Origin of the sequence: Lysinibacillus sp. G4S2 (assembly GCF_030348505.1) — a bacterium.
In the GTDB taxonomy this organism is placed as follows: domain Bacteria; phylum Bacillota; class Bacilli; order Bacillales_A; family Planococcaceae; genus Lysinibacillus.
Window position 1 is genome coordinate 3,493,409 of sequence record NZ_JAUCFJ010000002.1, and the last position, 18,721, is coordinate 3,512,129.

General features: G+C 33.9%; 4 protein-coding genes. 1 reads left to right on the forward strand and 3 read right to left on the reverse strand.

Translation table 11 applies throughout. The annotated features are described in order from the left end of the window. Positions 1-159: 159 nt before the first annotated feature. Positions 160-2,328 (reverse strand): transcriptional regulator, encoded by a 2,169-nt coding sequence (locus QUF91_RS18000; protein ID WP_285398074.1) that lies wholly within the window; start codon positions 2,326-2,328, stop codon positions 160-162. A gap of 484 nt (positions 2,329-2,812) precedes the next feature. Beyond that, a complete protein-coding gene (locus QUF91_RS18005; protein WP_289418912.1) occupies positions 2,813-3,739 on the reverse strand; it encodes a serine/threonine-protein kinase in 927 nt (308 codons plus the stop codon). A gap of 594 nt (positions 3,740-4,333) precedes the next feature. Here QUF91_RS18005 and QUF91_RS18010 point away from each other — a divergent pair. Further along, complete coding sequence (locus QUF91_RS18010) at positions 4,334-4,972, forward strand: 4'-phosphopantetheinyl transferase family protein (RefSeq protein ID WP_053485429.1); 639 nt, start codon at positions 4,334-4,336, stop codon at positions 4,970-4,972. Between the two features lie 191 nt (positions 4,973-5,163). On the opposite strand, the gene QUF91_RS18015 is transcribed toward QUF91_RS18010, so the two are convergent. Next, positions 5,164-18,720: a non-ribosomal peptide synthetase gene (locus tag QUF91_RS18015; RefSeq protein WP_289418918.1), complete on the reverse strand. Its 13,557-nt coding sequence runs from the start codon at positions 18,718-18,720 to the stop codon at positions 5,164-5,166. Position 18,721: the final 1 nt, after the last annotated feature.

Sequence of the window (18,721 nt, forward strand, 5' to 3'; positions counted from 1 at the left end):
TTTTCAATTTCTCAAGCCTCATGCAAGTGCATAAAGCATTAAGAAATATGTAATCATTTCACCTTACAATTTACGGTAGATTCGTATTTATGTTAAAAGATTTATGAATAAATCTTAAACATCCTACTTAAAAAGTTGCTCATTGTCTGTTTAAACTTGTTAGGCCTTGACGGCACTTGATGCCTTTGTAATCATCACTTCAAGGTTCTTCACATTACCGTTAAACATCAGGTCAATCTGACATGTGCTTGTTTTTTCATCGATAATGTAGCCGATGTCATCTCCATCGTGAATAATGGAGTTTACAAAGCCTTTGTCATTAAGCCATTTGCTTTTTTGACTACTTGGATTATTACTAAAGAATCGAACGATATTTTCGTGCTTAAAGTCACCTGATTGGAATCGTAGAATTCTCTCAATATACGTACTAACCTGTGTTTTGTAGATTGAATCAAATCCGTCTTCTTCCATCGCCAAGCTTCTTGCTTTATACACGGTAATACGTTTAATATCTTTATCTTGAAGCTGAGCATTTTCCGAAGAGAACACAAAGCCAAAGCTTCTGCTGTTAATAGCATCTTTAATATTATTAGTAAAGCCTGAGATTTCTTTTGCCATTGTAGTAACGGCTCTAAGTGAGTTATCACCGGCTTCAATATCGAATCGTACACCAGGGTAATTTCTCTGAACATTTCTGAAAGATTCTTTCAAATATTCTGGACATTGATAAGCTGAGACGATACCTGCAGCTACATAACTAGCACCAACATAGACGCCTTCTATCCAAAGCTTTAAGATATCTTCTTTTTCTTTAGACAGACGTGCTCCATTTTCTGTTGTCTGCATTCTTGTATCAATGATTACACCTGATTTATCTTTAGGAATAATGGTGAAGTTCGGTAGACATGGTATCGCGAACTCACTATAATCTTTTCGAACAAGCAATGAGCATTTATCGATAAGGCGATCAATACCTGCTGTTGCAATGCCATTGAACGTTGTTTCTTCTTCTGCCATGAAATTGAAGAAAATTTGTATCTTATAATCTTTCACAGTATCTAGAAGAATAGATAACGATTCCATTGTATTACCTTCTTGCTTAGCAACTTTATCGTTCCCTTTAAATCTAGATCTGCTAACTTTCATTTTTCCAGATGCCTCTAGTTCTAGAGCAGGGACAATCCCGTACCACACTGTATCTGTAAAGTCATTTTTCGAGTTAACAGTATTTAAATACGTGCGTAATCTTGGCATATTATTACTTTTAACGAGCATGTCTAACTTTGTGTTCGTTACAAGTAACGAAGGCTGCATACCTTTGTTTTTAGTCGCATACTGATCAAAGTACATTTTTACGCCTAATAGTTTTTCAACTAATGGTTTCACTGTTTTTACAAATTCATCCTTAGCATTCTTATAGAATTCTAAGTATGTATTGTAGTTTTGTACCTCAGTTTCTACATCAAATTCAGCCTTTACAGCTGGCAATGGAGAGAATGTTCTTACGACTAAATCTTTGACATAAGAGGATGGGGATTCTGTAATCTCCTCGTAGTCCTCTTCAAAAACTGTGCTTAAACCATAGTTACTATTTTCTTCAATAACCATCAGTTCAGAGCTATTATTTTGTGGTGCTTCAATGATTTTTAATTCACCGTTGTCACCAATAGAAAGTGTCCCAATTTGTAATTTTTCGGATTCATCTTCATCCTGATTAGCACCTAACAATAGTCTTGTTTTAATATCTTCGATTGCTAGAGGAAGCATCGCCATGACATTGTTGTAATTTCTACTTGCAACTTCGAACATCAGGTTAAGCTTGTCCCCTGTATCCAATTTTTTAGGATCACCGTCATCTAATTTGTCATATTCACCGTATAAGTAATGGATTTCTTTTCTGACTTGTCGAATGTCATCCATAACCTTTTTAGGAGAAATCATATCAAGCAGATTTTCAAATTTAAAATCTACATTCGCAATTCCCTGACTTCTTTTCGTATCGATGAGGGTAAATAGCATCTTTAAAAAATCATTATTTTGATCAATGGCTATTTCAGAAATGCAGTCATCTTGAATGCCTTCAGGTTTTTTCAATGTATACATTACCTTTTGGTTAGCAGCATTGTAGAATGAATAAACCGTTGGAGAAAATTTATCTAAAAATTCGTCGAAGCTTTTGACAAGTAGATATTGATTAATTTCTTTAATCTTTTCATCACTAAGACTGTCAATCCCTTTTACATCTCCAACAAGCGTAATTAAATCCATTTTTTCGGGATTAATTTCCTCAAAGAGCATGGTTCTGTTTGTTTGACTAATAATCTCCATTCAGTCGGCCGTATGATTATACAGCCATCCCTCCTTTTTATAACGAATTTCGAGTAAGCATAATCATTAGTGAGTAACGAATCAAATAATTATCACCAAAACCCAATATTTGAAAAATAGTTATAAAACTATAAACATAGGGAATCTTCAGTTATTCCAAAGATTAGTAATAAATATACTTAATTCTACATGCTTAAACATCACTGATGACTTTATGTATCACAAAGTAACTATATACAATATCTAAATTTACTGTCAATAATTTCAATAGAATATTATGTAAAATAAGAATATTGTTTCATATTTGGCAAAATTCAGATGAAGTTAAATTTATGATATTTTATGTAAAAAAGATGCGCTATTCTCTATTTTTTAATATAAAAACAGCTTACGGCGTTGTTGTTTCTAGTCCATAAGCTGTTCGGTAAGCACCTATTTAGTTTTGTAAAATGATAATATAGAATCATTTTTGTAAAATGATTGGTCATTTAGAATTATTTTCCTTATTATAGTTCTTTATCCTGTTGATAATAGGTTCAAAAGAAATTATTAATTCCATATATTTAAGTGAAGGACATCTTCTTTTTGCATGCACAGATAGCCCCCACATAATAGTTTGTGACAACAGAATACTCACTTTTTTATTATAAAACCTTACATTCTCAATCCTATCCTCGATTAGTCGCTGGGATATATCCATTGGAATTACATTTGTCAGTGAAAAATAAAATGTTGCAGCTAAACTATAGATATCGGTATAGACACCTTGCTCCGACTTATAGGAATATTGTTCAAGAGGAGAATAGCCTGGACTTGTAAAAATTTGATAATTTTCAGTAGTTTTATAAAAAATCGCTGAACCAAAATCTAGTAAATATGGATTACCCTCTGAATCTATCATAATATTACTTGGTTTAATGTCTCTATGGAGTATGCCTTTTTTATGCAAATAACGCAAAGCATTCATTAAAGGAAGAAATATATCCGAATATACATGATCTCTTTCATGAATTTGATACTTATTTAAATACTGATCTAACAACATCCCTTCATAATATTCCATAACGATATAAATCGATTCATTTTCCTCAAAATGTTCGATATATTTGACGATATTGCGATGATCTATTTGCTGCATAATGAAGGCTTCATTTAGAAAAATCTCTTTTAAATCTTTAAATTTCTGCTTCGTTGAAGGTAAACGGTTAACTACAGTCTTATTATCTAAATCCCGTAAAGCGATTTCATTTGGAAAGAACTCTTTAATAATTAGCTGATTCCCTTCATTGATATTCTCCACGATATAAACAAAAGACAATTTACTAGTTGCAAGTATTTCTTTAATTTTATATGTATCTTTCAAAACACTGTTTATCGGTAAGCTCAATTCAACTTGAGTCGTCGCTTGCATTTTCGATCAATCATCCCTTTCAACACAAAACTATGAATAATCAGTTTCATATTCAACGCAAAATATGTAATTATTTTAACTAAAATACAAATTAATGTAAGTATATCAACGTACACTCTTATATTAAATAGTTCTCTTATAGTAGTTCTACATCGAATGGTGGGGTTAGGCACAATGTGAAGCTGTTGCTTTGGTTTTTCCCGGCACTTTAATAGTATTTATTTTTCCTCCATTTAAAAACTCACATCCTTGAACCTTATATAAGTGGTAACATTATACAATCACCTGTATAGCTTAAGTTTTAAACTATTTTTATTTTTCTGGATTTTTGAATATTGGAGCAACTTGTACAGCTATCGGGTAATATAGTTTTTCATTATAGCTCAGTACCTCTTCAGGCCATGCGGAAAATAAAATAGCCGTATATCTGATTAAAAAATCAAGGCTATACGACCATTCGTGACACGTACCGAGAAGGTGCACTTATTTTTTATAATTCCGTATTACCATATATATGTAGAAAAGTGTAAAATATATCTAGTAGTCACCATGGATAATGAATAATTTGGAAAATAATGCAAAAGGATGGAGTGTATGATTTATTATTTTGACTCAATTGACCTCTTCACACAAGAGATCTGCAATAAAATGATTGAAAAACTTCCATATGAACGACAGCAAAAAGTTCTACATTATAAACGGTTAGTTGATAAAAAACTCAGTATTATTTCTTATCTACTATTAATGTATGGATTAAAGAACGAATACGCATTCTCACAAACAATAAATTTTGGGTATCAAGAAAATCAAAAACCGTATCTACTTAATAACCCACATATTCAGTTTAACATTAGCCATTGTGACTACTGTGTGGTAGTTGCTATTTCTAAACGAGAGATCGGTATTGATGTTCAAGACTTTATTGAGTACGATCAGAAATTGGCTGAAGTAGTATGTAGTAAGGAAGAGCTTGATACCTTGAATCGTAGTAATTGTCCAGAAATAGTTTTTACTCGATACTGGACTCTAAAAGAAAGTTATTTAAAAATGACAGGTGAAGGTATCTCAGAAGATATGATACATATAGATTTCTCATCTCAATCAGAGATGACATTTGAAAAATATCATAGTTATTTTCAATTATTTCATAACAAAAATTATATTATAAGTAGTTGCTCTCTTGAGCCTAATATGAAAATCAATAGGCTCTCTTTAATTGACTTAATTCAATAAAGTGAATGTTTAAAAATGCATTCCATTACATTAGTGGAGTCCATATATTCCCCCGCAATAATTTTGCTAATACTTTATTATAATACCTCCGAATCAATGGAATTGTTCATTAATTCGGAGGATTTTATATGTGATTTAAGCTTATACTAAGGCATAATTTATAAGGCTGTTAAACATTTAATCTAGATTTTTCATGAGAACTCTAATGTACAGAGATTATTCTCTAGTAAGTTAAACTCATTTTGTAAAATTTCTTCTATGTTTTTCGAACATTTTTTAAACATAGGATAAAATACTACTAAATAATTATCAAAGTTATTTACAACAATTTCTGTACTACCTCTGTAATTATCTTTATTTGTAATTTCCAGGAATGATTCATACGTTAAATCAAATGCACCTTGATAGTTAATCGAGAGAACTGATGGTACTATGGAAGGTAAATCATCTCTTTCTTTAGAAAGAAGTTCCATAAAATTAATATGTTGAGTTTTTTTAGCTTTTTGAATTCTTTCTACATACTCCTGCATGTTCCATTCCATCATATCTTGGTTACAATCTAGTAATATTGGCAACAAGTCTAAAAATTCTCCCAATGTATTTGTGTAATCATTTTTCATATATCTTCTATCTTCCTGCAATATAAACATTGGTATTATTGATGAATTTTCTGGAACTAACTGATTCTCTCTAGCAAGAACCTTCAATAAGTGCATCAGTAGATTCCATGGTTTTTCTTTGTATAAATTTAATATACTTGGCCCCATTTTTATTAAAGATCGTGTTGATTTTACGAGAACATTCTCTTCATTATAAGTTATGTTTGTATCCACGCAATTTAAATAACTATTAAGATATAACTCAGATATTTCTCCATTGTTACTATTTCCATCATAGTGTGTAACTTCATGTATATATTGGTCATAAGATTCCTTCATTATTATTGATTTGTCCACATTGTAATCGAGTAAATGCTGAATCTTCTCTTGGAAGATTTGTGTACTTGTTTTATCCCAAACACTATGATGCACAATAATATGAATGGTATGGTGTCGTTCAGATTCTTTCGTAATTACTATCCTACTCAAAACATTTCCAGATTTCTCATCTCTCATTTTATGAATTTGATCGTAAACATTATTAATGTAGTCAAGTGGTGCGTATCTCAAATCAATATAAGGAATATACCACGATGAATGATATTCATGTTCTAATATAATATATTCTCCCTGATTTTCCTTATAAGAACTTCTAAGTACACCTTGTTCTTGAATAATTTGTTTACATGCTTCAATCATCTTTGTTTTGTTATAGTTTCCTTCAAGGACAATTATTTCTTCAATTGTATTACCTTCTGTTGCAATAAAACATTTTTGCATAGTAGAGGCAACGTACTGTGCTTTAATTTCACTTGCTACATTCTGATTAAATTTCAGTAATTCAATTTCTGAAGGATGTAACTTCGTATTTCTATTTGAATCAATACACATCTGTCTAAATGAATTTAAATTCATGACTGATGATTCTAATAATCCGTATTGATCCATATGAATGATAAAATGTGGTATTTGTTGGAATACTAGTTGTTTTTGAATAAGCACTATTATCTGCTCTCTCAACTCATTATTCAGATTTTCAACAAATAATACCGAGTAGAGTGTATTTTCTACTTGTATAGTCTTAAGAATGCTGTCTACTCCGAATTTTGACCATATAACCTGTGTTAGCTCGATACTCGAATCTGAATCTGCCAATTCTTGACGCTCAGTTTCTCTTGCTTTTACACAATGATCAATAATTTCTTCCAACTGCTGTTTAAAAATTCTTTGTAGTTTAGCCATGAAGTTCTTACTATATTTTGATTGATCATAACTTATGACCATATGGAGTTCCTTGTTGGAAATTGCACCGTTCATAGAGATTGGAGTACCAAATCTATTTTCCTCTGAAACGTCCTCACCGTGAGGCATATCACTTAACACTAAGTCGTCTGCCGAATCTTCTTGAGTAAATTCGCCTAGATAGTTAAATGTAATATCAGGTATCTCTCCTTCTAGCACTTTATCTCCTAATTCTTTCAGTACACCATAGCCTATACCGCGATTTGGAACTCTTTTCAAGGTCTCTTTTGTATTATAAATATCATCTCTAATTATTTTCCCAATATTTCTTACGGCAATCGGATACACACTTGTAAACCAGCCAACAGTCCTATCTATTACGGTTGGTTCACCGATTGGCTCTCTCCCGTGTCCTTCCATGCTTACTGATACTATTTCTTGTCCATTTAATTGATTTACAGCTCTAAATAATGCTGTTAATAACAAATCGTTAATTTCAGTATTGTAAGCTCTACCTGCTTTATATAGCAGTTGATGTGTTTGTTCTTTTGTTAAGCAGATCTCCATATTTTGTATTTCATATTCATCTCCACTTTTTATCGGTTGTAGCCTACTTAGCTTAACCATTTGCTCTGTCTCTTTCCAGAAGGGAATTTCTCTTGTTAATGCTGGCTGTTCTCTATATCTCAATAATGTCTCGCTCCATTTTTGGAATGACATCGTCTTAGATGGAAGAATTATCTCATTATTCTCTTTTGCTGCGTAATATCCTCTTTTTAAATCTTCTAAAATAATTCTCCACGATACGCCATCTACCACTAAATGGTGGATGCAAAGCATCAGATAATCTTTTTCCGTTGTTTGGAACATGCCTACTTTGAATAACGGTCCAGTTGAAAGATCAATACTCCCTTGTATCTCATTCGATTTCCTATTAATAGTCGAGTACAATTCATCTTTATTTTCAATATCTGAAAAATCGTAAATTGATAAATCGAACATATTATTCTCTCCGACAGGTCGTATGTGCTGTTCGCCATTTATATATATCGCCCTCATCATATCATGTTGGTTTACTATAGCGATTAGCGCTTTTCGAAGAAATTCTTTATTTATTTTTCCTTTACTCTCTAGCATAAAAGATTGATTGAAGTGATTAGGTTTTGCAAGTTGGCTTGCAAAGAAATCTTTTTGAATTGGAGTTAACGCTACTATACCTGTCACTTCACCTTGCTCGGCAGTCATTGCTTTTGCTTCGCTTATTTCTTTTCGTATAGCTTGTACAGTTCTGCTTTGCATAATGGTTCTAACATCAATTCCGTACCCATGCTCACGAAGTTTTGATACAATGCGGATGGCTTTAATGGAGTCTCCTCCTAAATCAAAGAAACTATCATCAATCCCTATTCGTTCAGCCCCTAGAACTTCTTGGAATGCCTCTACTATACAACTTTCAATTTCATCTCTCGGGGCAGTATAATCCTCTTTTATCCCCGTAATTGTCGGCTTCGGTAATGCCCTCTTATCCAATTTCCCATTTACTGTCACAGGAAGACTTTCAAGTTCCATAAGATGTGCTGGTATCATGTATTCTGGTAAACTTCCACTTAACTGTTCCTTGACCGTGCGAATGTCCAACTCCTCTGTTCCTACGACATATCCACTCAGATATTTATCCCCATTTTCTTCCCTTACAATGACAGCGGCATCTTGAATACTGTTCAGTTCTCTTAACTTATTTTCAATTTCTCCGAGTTCGATTCTGAATCCCCGAATTTTGACCTGTTGGTCAATTCTTCCTAAGTATTCAATATTTCCATCTTCCATCCAACGTACTAAATCTCCTGTTCGATATATTCTCTCTCCAGGTTGGTAAGGATTCTCCACGAATTTTTCTGCGTTTAGCTCAGGTCTGTTTAAATATCCCCTTGCAAGCCCTTTTCCTCCGGCGCATAATTCTCCAGGCATTCCAATTCCGCATAGACTGTTACCGTCCAAAATGTATACCTTCGTATTAGAAATTGGCTTCCCTATAGGCGCTTTCTTTAATTGATTCTCAGCTTTAAAATGATAATATGTCGTAAATGTTGTATTTTCTGTAGGACCATATGCATTTGTAAACCTAATTTTCTTATTTCTATTCATTAGTTTTCTGACATGTTCCTCTGATGCTGCTTCTCCTCCAATCAATAATTGTTTTAAAGAATCAAAGATTTTTTCATCCATATCTATTAACTGGTTAAACAGGGTTGCTGTAATAAATGTTGTATCGATTTGATTACTCAATATCATTTGGTGTAATAATTTTGGGTTAGTTAATACTTCCTCATCTACTAAATACACTCTGCCTCCATTTAACAAGGCTCCCCATATCTCAAATGTGGATGCATCAAATGCTAATGAACCTGCTTGTAACATTCTTACATCTGTAAAATCAACATAATTGGTATCTCTAACCAAACGAATAACGTTTCCATGTTCGATCATGACACCCTTTGGATTCCCAGTTGTACCAGATGTATAGATTAAATAAGCTAAATCTTGAGGCTGATTGATATGTGATAGATTGTCAGATAATCCAGTGTAGATGTCATTGTCTAACAAACTGATCACTGAGACGGATTGCTCTAGGCTATTAGATAGATCTGTATTCCCTGTAAGAATCAGTTTACTCTCACTATCTTGAAGGATATATTGAATACGATTGATTGGATACTTTGGATCTATTGGAAGATAGGCTCCACCTGCTTTTAAAATGGCCAGTAGCCCAATAATCGTCTCCAGCCTACTTTCAGCCATAATACCTACAAACTCATTTGGTTTTACTCCTAAATCTCGGAGTTTTCTAGCTAATTGATTCGACTTTTGGTTCAATAATGCGTAAGTGATATCTTGACCGTTTAATACAGCTGCAACATGATTAGGTGTCTTCTTCACCTGTTCTTCAAATAATTCAATAATGGTCTTATCCTTTGGGTATGCTGTTTCTGTAGCATTGAATTCAGAAAGAATTTTCTTTTTTTCTTGTTTGCTTAATAATTCAATTTCATGAAGTGCTTTTTCTGGATGCTGTAAGGCATTGATTAATAGATCCTTAAAGTGAACACTCATACGTTCTATCGTTTCTCGCTTGAATAAGTCTGTACAATATTCCCAGTTTAATTCATAGCCTTCCTCGGTTTCCACCATACTCACCGTTAAATCAAATTTTGCTAATGTATAGTCAAAGTTAATTGGTATTAGGTTAGTATCCCCTAATTTTACTTCTGCCTCTTCATTATTTTGTAATACAAACATGACATCAAACAACGGGTTTCTTGAAAGATTTCTTTCTATTTCAACTTTATCAACCAATTCTTCAAAAGGATATTCCTGATTCTCATAAGCTTTTAAGCATTTTTCTTTCATTTGTTCTACTAATTCACTGAATGTCAGATGTGAATACAGTTCCCCTTTAATGGCTAATGTATTTACAAACATTCCTAACATATCCTGTGTTTCTGGATGAATTCTTCCTGAAATCGGGCTCCCCACTATAATCTCTTCCTGCCTACTATAGCGACTGAGTAATAACATAAAGGATGACAATAAAATCATATAATCTGTCGCTCCTGTTTTTTTACTCATTGTTTTGACGAAAGCTTTTTGCTTGTTATTTAGCTTTGTTGTAAAGTTACTTCCTTTGTAACTTTGCTGCTGAGGTCTAGGAAAATCTGTTTGTAAATTTAATACAGGGATTTCACCCGAAAATTCATTTATCCAGTATTTTTCTTCTTCACTTATATCCCGTTTATTTATCCATGCACTGTAATCTTTATACTGCACACGGGCTGTTGGCAAGCTCCCCTCATTGTATAAGCGAGTTAAATCCCCCAACAATACCCTTGCCGACCCGCCATCATAAATAATATGATGGATATCTAACAACAATATTGTTTCACAATCAGCAATTTTAACAGCCTTTGCTCTCATTAAAGGGGCCATGCTTAAATCAAACGGTCGTATAAACTCTGTCAACACTCGTTGAATATTTTCTTCACGTTCTTCTGTATATTCTAACTCTATTTCAACCTTCTCTTCTATAATTTGAACAAACTTGTCTTTATCATATGCAAAGTGAGTTCTTAATAAATCATGATGCTCGCATAGACGATTCAGTGCAGTATTCAAACGTACTAGATCCATACACCCTTCAATTTTAAAAATTATCGGAACATTGTAGGTGATGTTTGATTTCTGCATTTGCTCAATGACGAATACTCTTTTTTGAGACGAACTCATTTCATAACTATCATTTTTTGGTTGTTTCTCAATAGGTGAATATAGTTCAATTGCAGATGATTCTTTCACCTTTTCTGCTAATTTTCTTACTGTTTTACCTGTTAATATCTCGCGTATAGAAATTCGAATTTGGATCTTTTCTTCTAAAATATTTACTAGTCTAGTAGCTTTTAATGAATGGCCACCTAGTTCAAAGAAACTATCATCAATTCCTATTCGTTCAACCCCTAGAACTTCTTGGAATGCCTCTACTATACAACTTTCAATTTCATCTCTCGGGGCAGTATAATCCTCTTTTATCCCCGTAATTGTCGGCTTCGGTAATGCCCTCTTATCCAATTTCCCATTTACTGTCACAGGAAGACTTTCAAGTTCCATAAGATGCGCTGGTATCATGTATTCTGGTAAACTTTCACTTAACTGTTCTTTGACCTTGCGAATGTCCAACTCATTTGATCCTACGACATATCCACACAGATATTTATCCCCATCTTCTTCCCTTACAATGACAGCGGCATCTTGAATACCGTTCAGTTCTCTTAACTTATTTTCAATTTCTCCAAGTTCGATTCTGAATCCCCGAATCTTGACCTGTTGGTCAATTCTTCCTAAGTATTCAATATTTCCGTCTTCCATCCAGCGTACTAAATCTCCTGTTCGATATATTCTTTCTCCAGGTCGGTAAGGATTCTCCACAAATTTTTCTGCGTTTAGCTCAGGTCTGTTTAAATATCCCCTTGCAACCCCGTTTCCTCCGATGCATAATTCTCCAGGCATTCCAATTCCGCATAGACTGTTACCGTCCAAAATGTATACCTTCGTATTAGAAATTGGCTTCCCTATAGGCGTTTTCTTTAATTGATTCTCAGCTTTAATAGGATAATATGTCGTAAATGTTGTATTTTCTGTAGGACCGTATACATTTGAAAACCTAATTTTCTTATTTCTATTCATTAGTTTTCTGACATGTTCCTCTGATGTTGCTTCTCCTCCAAACAATAATTGTTTTAAAGAATCAAAGATTTTTTCATCCATATCTATTAATTGGTTAAACAGGGCTGTTGTAATAAACATTGTATCGATTTGATTACTCAATATCGTTTGGTGTAATAATTTGGGATTAGTTAATACTTCCTCATCCACTAAATACACTCTGCCTCCATTTAACAAGGCCCCCCATATCTCAAATGTGGATGCATCAAATGCTAATGACCCTGTTTGTAATATTCTCACATCTGTAAAACCAACATAATTGGTATCTCTAACCAAACGAATAACGTTTCCATGTTCGATCATGACACCCTTTGGTTTCCCCGTTGTACCAGATGTATAGATTAAATAAGCTAAATCTTGAGACTGATTGATATGTGATAGATTGTCAGATAATCCAGTGTAAATGTCATTGTCTAACAAACTGATTACTGAGACGGATTGCTCTAGGCTATTAGATAGATCTGTATTCCCTGTAAGAATCAGTTTACTCCCGCTATCTTGAAGGATATATTGAATACGATTGATTGGATACTTTGGATCTATTGGAAGATAGGTCCCACCTGCTTTTAAAATGGCCAGTAGCCCAATAATCGTCTCCAGCCTACTTTCAGCCATAATACCTACAAAGTCATTTGGTTTTACTCCTACATCTCGGAGTTTTCTAGCCAATTGATTCGACTTTAGGTTCAATAATGCGTAAGTGATGTCTTGGCCATTTGATACAGCTGCAACATGATTAGGTGTCTTCTTCACCTGTTCTTCAAATAATTCAATAATGGTCTTATACTTTGGGTATGCTGTTACTGTAGTATTGAAACTATTTAGAACTTTCTCTTGCTCCTGTGCATCTAAAAATTCAATATTGCTTATTTGTATATCTGGTTTATCTATAAAATTACGAAGTATGGATTGCAAACAACTCAGAATTCTGTCTGCTTCGCTTTCACCATACATATTCGTGTCGTACATTAGCCGTATACCTAAGGTCTCTGATTTGTAGGCACTTAAGGTAATGGAATAATTGGTTTGTTCTCTTGCACATTCTAATGACCAATTTGTTCCATCATCTTTCTTCTGTTCCTGCTCATAGTAGTTTTCAAAAGCAAGCATCGTTTGAATTAATTTACTACCTAGACTACTTTGGCTCTGTATCTCCGCTAGTGAACAGTAGTCATATTGTGAACTTTTTAGTGCCTGTTTTTGCAAACTCGATATTAATTCTAACAAGGTTTCTTCTTTATTTGTCGTTACCCTGACAGGAATAGTGTTGATAAATAGTCCTACCATTTCCTCAATGCCTTTAACTTCTACATTTCGACCTGACACTACTTTACCAAACACTACATCAGTTACATTATTATATTTCTGTAAAACAACACCCCATGCCGCTTCAACAATTGTGTTGATAGTTATATTATGTTTTCCGCTAATCTCTTCTAATCTATCGCTTTGTTCTTTTGTAAGGCTTATTTCTACGCTTCCTACCTTTTCTTCTACATCAACAGTTCCTGCTGGTCGGATTTCTGTTTGCTCTTGATATCCATCTAACAATTCTTTCCAGTATAAAGTGCATGATTCTTTATCTTTAGATTGTATCTGATGCACATACTCTTCGTATTTTGGATTTTTTCTGATATTTCTTTTTAACTCTTCTTTATCGTTATTATCTGATAGATGCTTATAATAACTAAGTAGGTCATTCATTAGGATAGACATGCACCAACCATCCATTATGATATGGTGGAAACTCATAATAATGTAATCCATCTCACTAAGTGTTACTACCGTCATTCTAAGTAAACTATCTCTTTCTAGATCAAACCCTCTATTTACATCTTCTTTTTTTATCTCTTCAAATTTGCTTTGTGGATTTTCTTCATTTGATACATCAATACGATTGTATTCAATTGATCTACCTCTTACCAATATTTGTCTTGGCTCACTTACATTGCGGTATATCACACTTGTCCTTAATATTTCATGTTTTTCTGCGAGTAACTCTAAACTTTCCTTTAAAGCTTTGTCATTTAAACTATTTTCTGTTTTAAATACACTTTGTACCACATAACTTGTAGAAAGATTATCTTCCATTTTGTGATACAACATACCTTCTTGCAAGGCTGTTAACGGATATATTCTTTCTATCTCACATCCGATTCCTTTTACCCTTTGCTGTATTAAAGTGAATTCATTGTCACTCCATTTTAGTTCTCCTAAGTCTGATGCAGTATTTTTGGTTTCTTCTATCTTAATACAATGATCAATTACTTCTACCAACTCCAGTTTGAAGATATCTTTAAGTTCAGTCATAAAGTTCTTATTAAATTTCGACTGATCAAAACTTATGACCATGTGTAATTCTTTATCGCTAACCTCACCATTTATTGAAATAGCTGTATCTAATTTATTTTTTTCTGATACATCCAATCCATGTGGTATGTCACTCATCACAAAATCGGCTTTCTGATTTTCTTGATAAAGTTCACCTAGATAGTTAAAAGTAATATCTGGTAACTCGTCTTTCAATACCTCTTCACCAAATGCTTTCAGTACACCATATCCGATACCGTGATTTGGAATCCTTCTCAAGGTTTCCTTAATGTTAACGATATCTTCACTTATTGTTTTTCCAATTCCACTTGCAGCAACAGGATACACGCTTGTAAACCACCCAACAGTTCTATCTATTACTGTTGGTTCACCAATTGGCTCTCTCCCGTGCCCTTCTAAGCTCACTGATACTACTTCATGTCTATTTAATTGATTCACTGTTCTAAATAACGCTGTAAGTAATAAATCGTTAATTTCAGTATTGTATGCTTTGCCTGCTTTATATAAAAGTTGCTTTGTTTGTTCTTCGGTTAAGTGAAACTCAATATTTTGTATTCCATATTTGACTCCACTTTCTGTTAGTTGTAATTTACTTTCCTTAACCTTTTGTTCAATTTCTTTCCAGTAAGGTATTTCTCTTTTTAGAATATGGTTATCTCTATATTGTTGTAAAATTCCGCTCCATTTTTGGAATGACATCGTCTTAGATGGAAGAATTATCTCTTTATTCTCTTTTGCTGTTGCATATCCTTTACTTAAGTCTTCCGTAATAATTCTCCATGATACACCATCAACCACTAAATGGTGGATGCAAAGCAATAAATAGTCTTTGTCTACTGTTCGGAATAATCCAGCCTTGAACAAAGGACCAGTTGAAAGATCGATACTTGCTTGTAACTCACTTGATTTTTTATCGATAATAGAAAATAATTCTTCTTTATCTGTAATATTTGCATAATCATAGTAAGTCAAATCATATGGCTTATCATTATTAACTTTGCGAATAGTTTGTTTTTCATTATTGTATATAGCTCTAAGCATATCATGATGGTTTAGAATTGCTTGCAATGCCTTTTCAAGAGCTTCTTTATTTATTTTCTCTTTGCTTTCTAGCATTAACGACTGATTAAAGTGATTAGGTTCGGCAAGATGGCCTGCGAAGAAAGCTTTTTGGATTGGCGTTAATTCTACATTACCCGTCACTTCTCCTTGCTCAGCAGCAATTGTCTTTACTTTACTAATTCCTGTTCGTATAGCTCGTATTGTTCTACTCTGCATTATTGTTCTGACGTTTATTTCATACCCAAGCTCACGTAATTTAGATACGATACGAATAGCTTTAATGGAGTCTCCCCCTAGTTCAAAGAAGCTATCATCAATCCCTATTTGCTCAGCCCCTAAAATTTCTTGGAACGCCTCTGCGATACAGATTTCTATTTCATCTCTTGGGGCAATATACTCTTCTGTGCCAGTTATCATAGGTTTTGGTAATGCCTTTTTATCCAGTTTTCCGTTCACTGTAATAGGTAGACTTTCGAGCTGGATAATATGTGCTGGTATCATATATTCCGGTAAGTCTTTGCTTAGCTGTTCCTTGATGACTTTTATATCCAACTTTTTCTTTCCAACAATGTATCCACATAAATTTTTGTCCCCACCATGATCTTCAATAGCCACGACTACCGCTTCTTCAATACTATGGAGATCTCTTAATTTACTTTCAATTTCTCCGATTTCAATTCTAAACCCTCTTATTTTGACCTGCTCGTCGATTCTTCCAAGATACTCAATAGTACCATCTTCCATCCAGCGCGCTAAATCACCGGTACGATAAATTCTTTCTCCCATGCGATATGGATTATCTACAAATTTCTCTGCTGTTAGCTCAGGTCTGTTTACATATCCTCTAGATACACTTGCTCCTCCGATACATAACTCTCCAGGCATTCCAATGCCACACAAACTGTTGCCATTCAACACATATATTTGTGTATTAAAAATTGGTTTTCCAATTGGCACGATGTCTAGATTTGCATTGTCAGAAAAGCGGTGAGATGTAGCACAAACTGTTGCCTCGGTTGGACCATATAAATTATTTAATCGATTTAAGTTCATTTCTGTCGCCATGAGATACTTGTCTAACAAATCTGCATCTACTGGCTCCGCCCCTAAATAAATCCTATTAAATGTACTTAAGGAATCTATTTTATTATGTGCCTCTGCATAGTTTAATAACATTCTAAATACAGAGGGAACCAGAAGAGCTTGCGTAATCTGTTTCTTTGTTATTACTTCTAACAATTCAGCCGGATCATCATTTTGAGTTTCCGAAATAATCTCTAGTTTAGAACCCGCTAAACCACTAGGGAATATTTCCCACACAGCTGCATCAAAAACATATGTCGATTTTTGAAGAACCACACTACTTTCATTATATTTTCCCTCTGTAATTTGCCAGTTTGTTAAATTCGCCAGATTTCTATTTTCGACCATGACACCTTTCGGTTTTCCAGTAGTTCCAGAAGTATAGATGACATAAGCCAGATGATTTGATTTGGAAATATGTTCGAGGTTATTTTCCATTTCTTCTGTACATTCCATCAAATCGATTTTGATCATGTCCTGTAGTTCTTTAGTGACATCTGTACTACCTGGTCCCGCCAATAACACTGAGGTTTCGCTGTCCTCTATCATATATTTGATTCTGTCTATTGGATGCTCTGGGTGAATTGGTAAGTAAGCCCCACCAGCTTTTAAAATGCCATAGATTCCAATGATCATTTCGAGTGACCTATCTGTGACAATTCCTACAATGCTATCGGGCTTAACGCCCAGCTCTCTTAACGTCTGACCGACATAGTTTGCCCTCGCATTGAGCTGTTTGTAAGAAAGAGTTTGTTCGTTAAATTCCACTGCGATATGATCAGGTGTCTTTTTGACCTGTTCTTCAAACAATTCAATAATCGTTTTGTCTTTTGGATACTCTTCTTCTGTATCATTAAAAGTATATAGAACTTTCTCTTTCTCCTGTTCGCTCATCATAATCATTTCACTGAGCATTTTCTCTGGATTCTGTACCGCATCCGTCAACACTTCAGTAAAGTGCTCACTCATACGTTCTATTGTCTCTTGCTTAAATAAGTCTGTACAATACTCCCAATTTAGTTCATATCCATCTGCAGTTTCTTCCATACTTAACGTTAAATCAAATTTCGCTACGTTACTCTCTACCGTAATAGAAATAATATTTGTATTTCCCATTCGAAGTTCCGCTTCCTCATTGTTTTGTAAAGCAAACATAACATCAAACAATGGGTTTCTTGAAGGGTCTCTCTCTAGACCTATCTTATCTACCAATTCCTCAAATGGAAACTCTTGGTTTTCATATGCTTTCAAGCACTTTTCTTTCATTTGTTCAACTAATTCGATAAATGTTAAATTTGATCCTAATTTCCCTTTAATAGCCAACGTATTAACAAACATTCCCAACATATTTTGCGTATCTGGGTGGTTTCTTCCCGCTATTGGGCTCCCTACTACAATATCTTCTTGCCTACTGTAGCGACTGAGCAACAACATAAAAGATGATAATAAAATCATAAATTCTGTAGCGCCAGTTTTCTTACTCATTCCATTAACAGCATTCTTTAGTTCATTGCTTAATGTTGTTGTAAAACTGTTACCTTTATGACTCTGCTGTTGTGGTCTAGGATAATCTGTCCGCAGGTCGAGCACAGGAAAGTCGTCAGAAAATTCTTCTAGCCAATATATTTCTTGTTTACTTAAATCTCTTGTATTCAGCCATGCACTGTAATCTTTATATTGAATTTTAGGTTTAGGTAAATCCTCTCCATTATATAAACGGAATAAATCACCAAGTAATACACTAGTGGATCCATCATCAAAAATAATATGATGGATGTCTAACATGAGAATAGTTTCATCTTCTGAAATTTTTACAGCCATTGCTCTCATTAAAGGCGCTTTCTTCAAATCAAACGGGCGGATAAATTCTGTTAAAACTTTTTGAATATTTTCCTCGCTCTCTTTAGCATACTCTAACTTTATATCAACTGAATCTTCTATAATTTGAAGGAACTTATCTTTATAGTGTGCAAAGTGAGTTCTCAATAACTCATGTCGATTACTCAACTGTATTAATGCTTCGGATAAACGATCCAAAGCAATACTTCCTTTTATTTTCAAAATTATAGGAATATTATACGTAACGTTCGATTCCTGCATTTGATCAATGACATACAATCGTTTTTGATTAGAACTCATTCTATATTTTCTACTCATT

Bases quoted from the DNA above. Each gene is read 5' to 3' on its own strand.
- QUF91_RS18010 (WP_053485429.1), top strand. From the start codon at position 4,334: ATGATTTATTATTTTGACTCAATTGACCTCTTCACACAAGAGATCTGC.
- QUF91_RS18000 (WP_285398074.1), bottom strand. From the start codon at position 2,328: ATGGAGATTATTAGTCAAACAAACAGAACCATGCTCTTTGAGGAAATT.
- QUF91_RS18015 (WP_289418918.1), bottom strand. From the start codon at position 18,720: ATGAGTAGAAAATATAGAATGAGTTCTAATCAAAAACGATTGTATGTC.
- QUF91_RS18005 (WP_289418912.1), bottom strand. From the start codon at position 3,739: ATGCAAGCGACGACTCAAGTTGAATTGAGCTTACCGATAAACAGTGTT.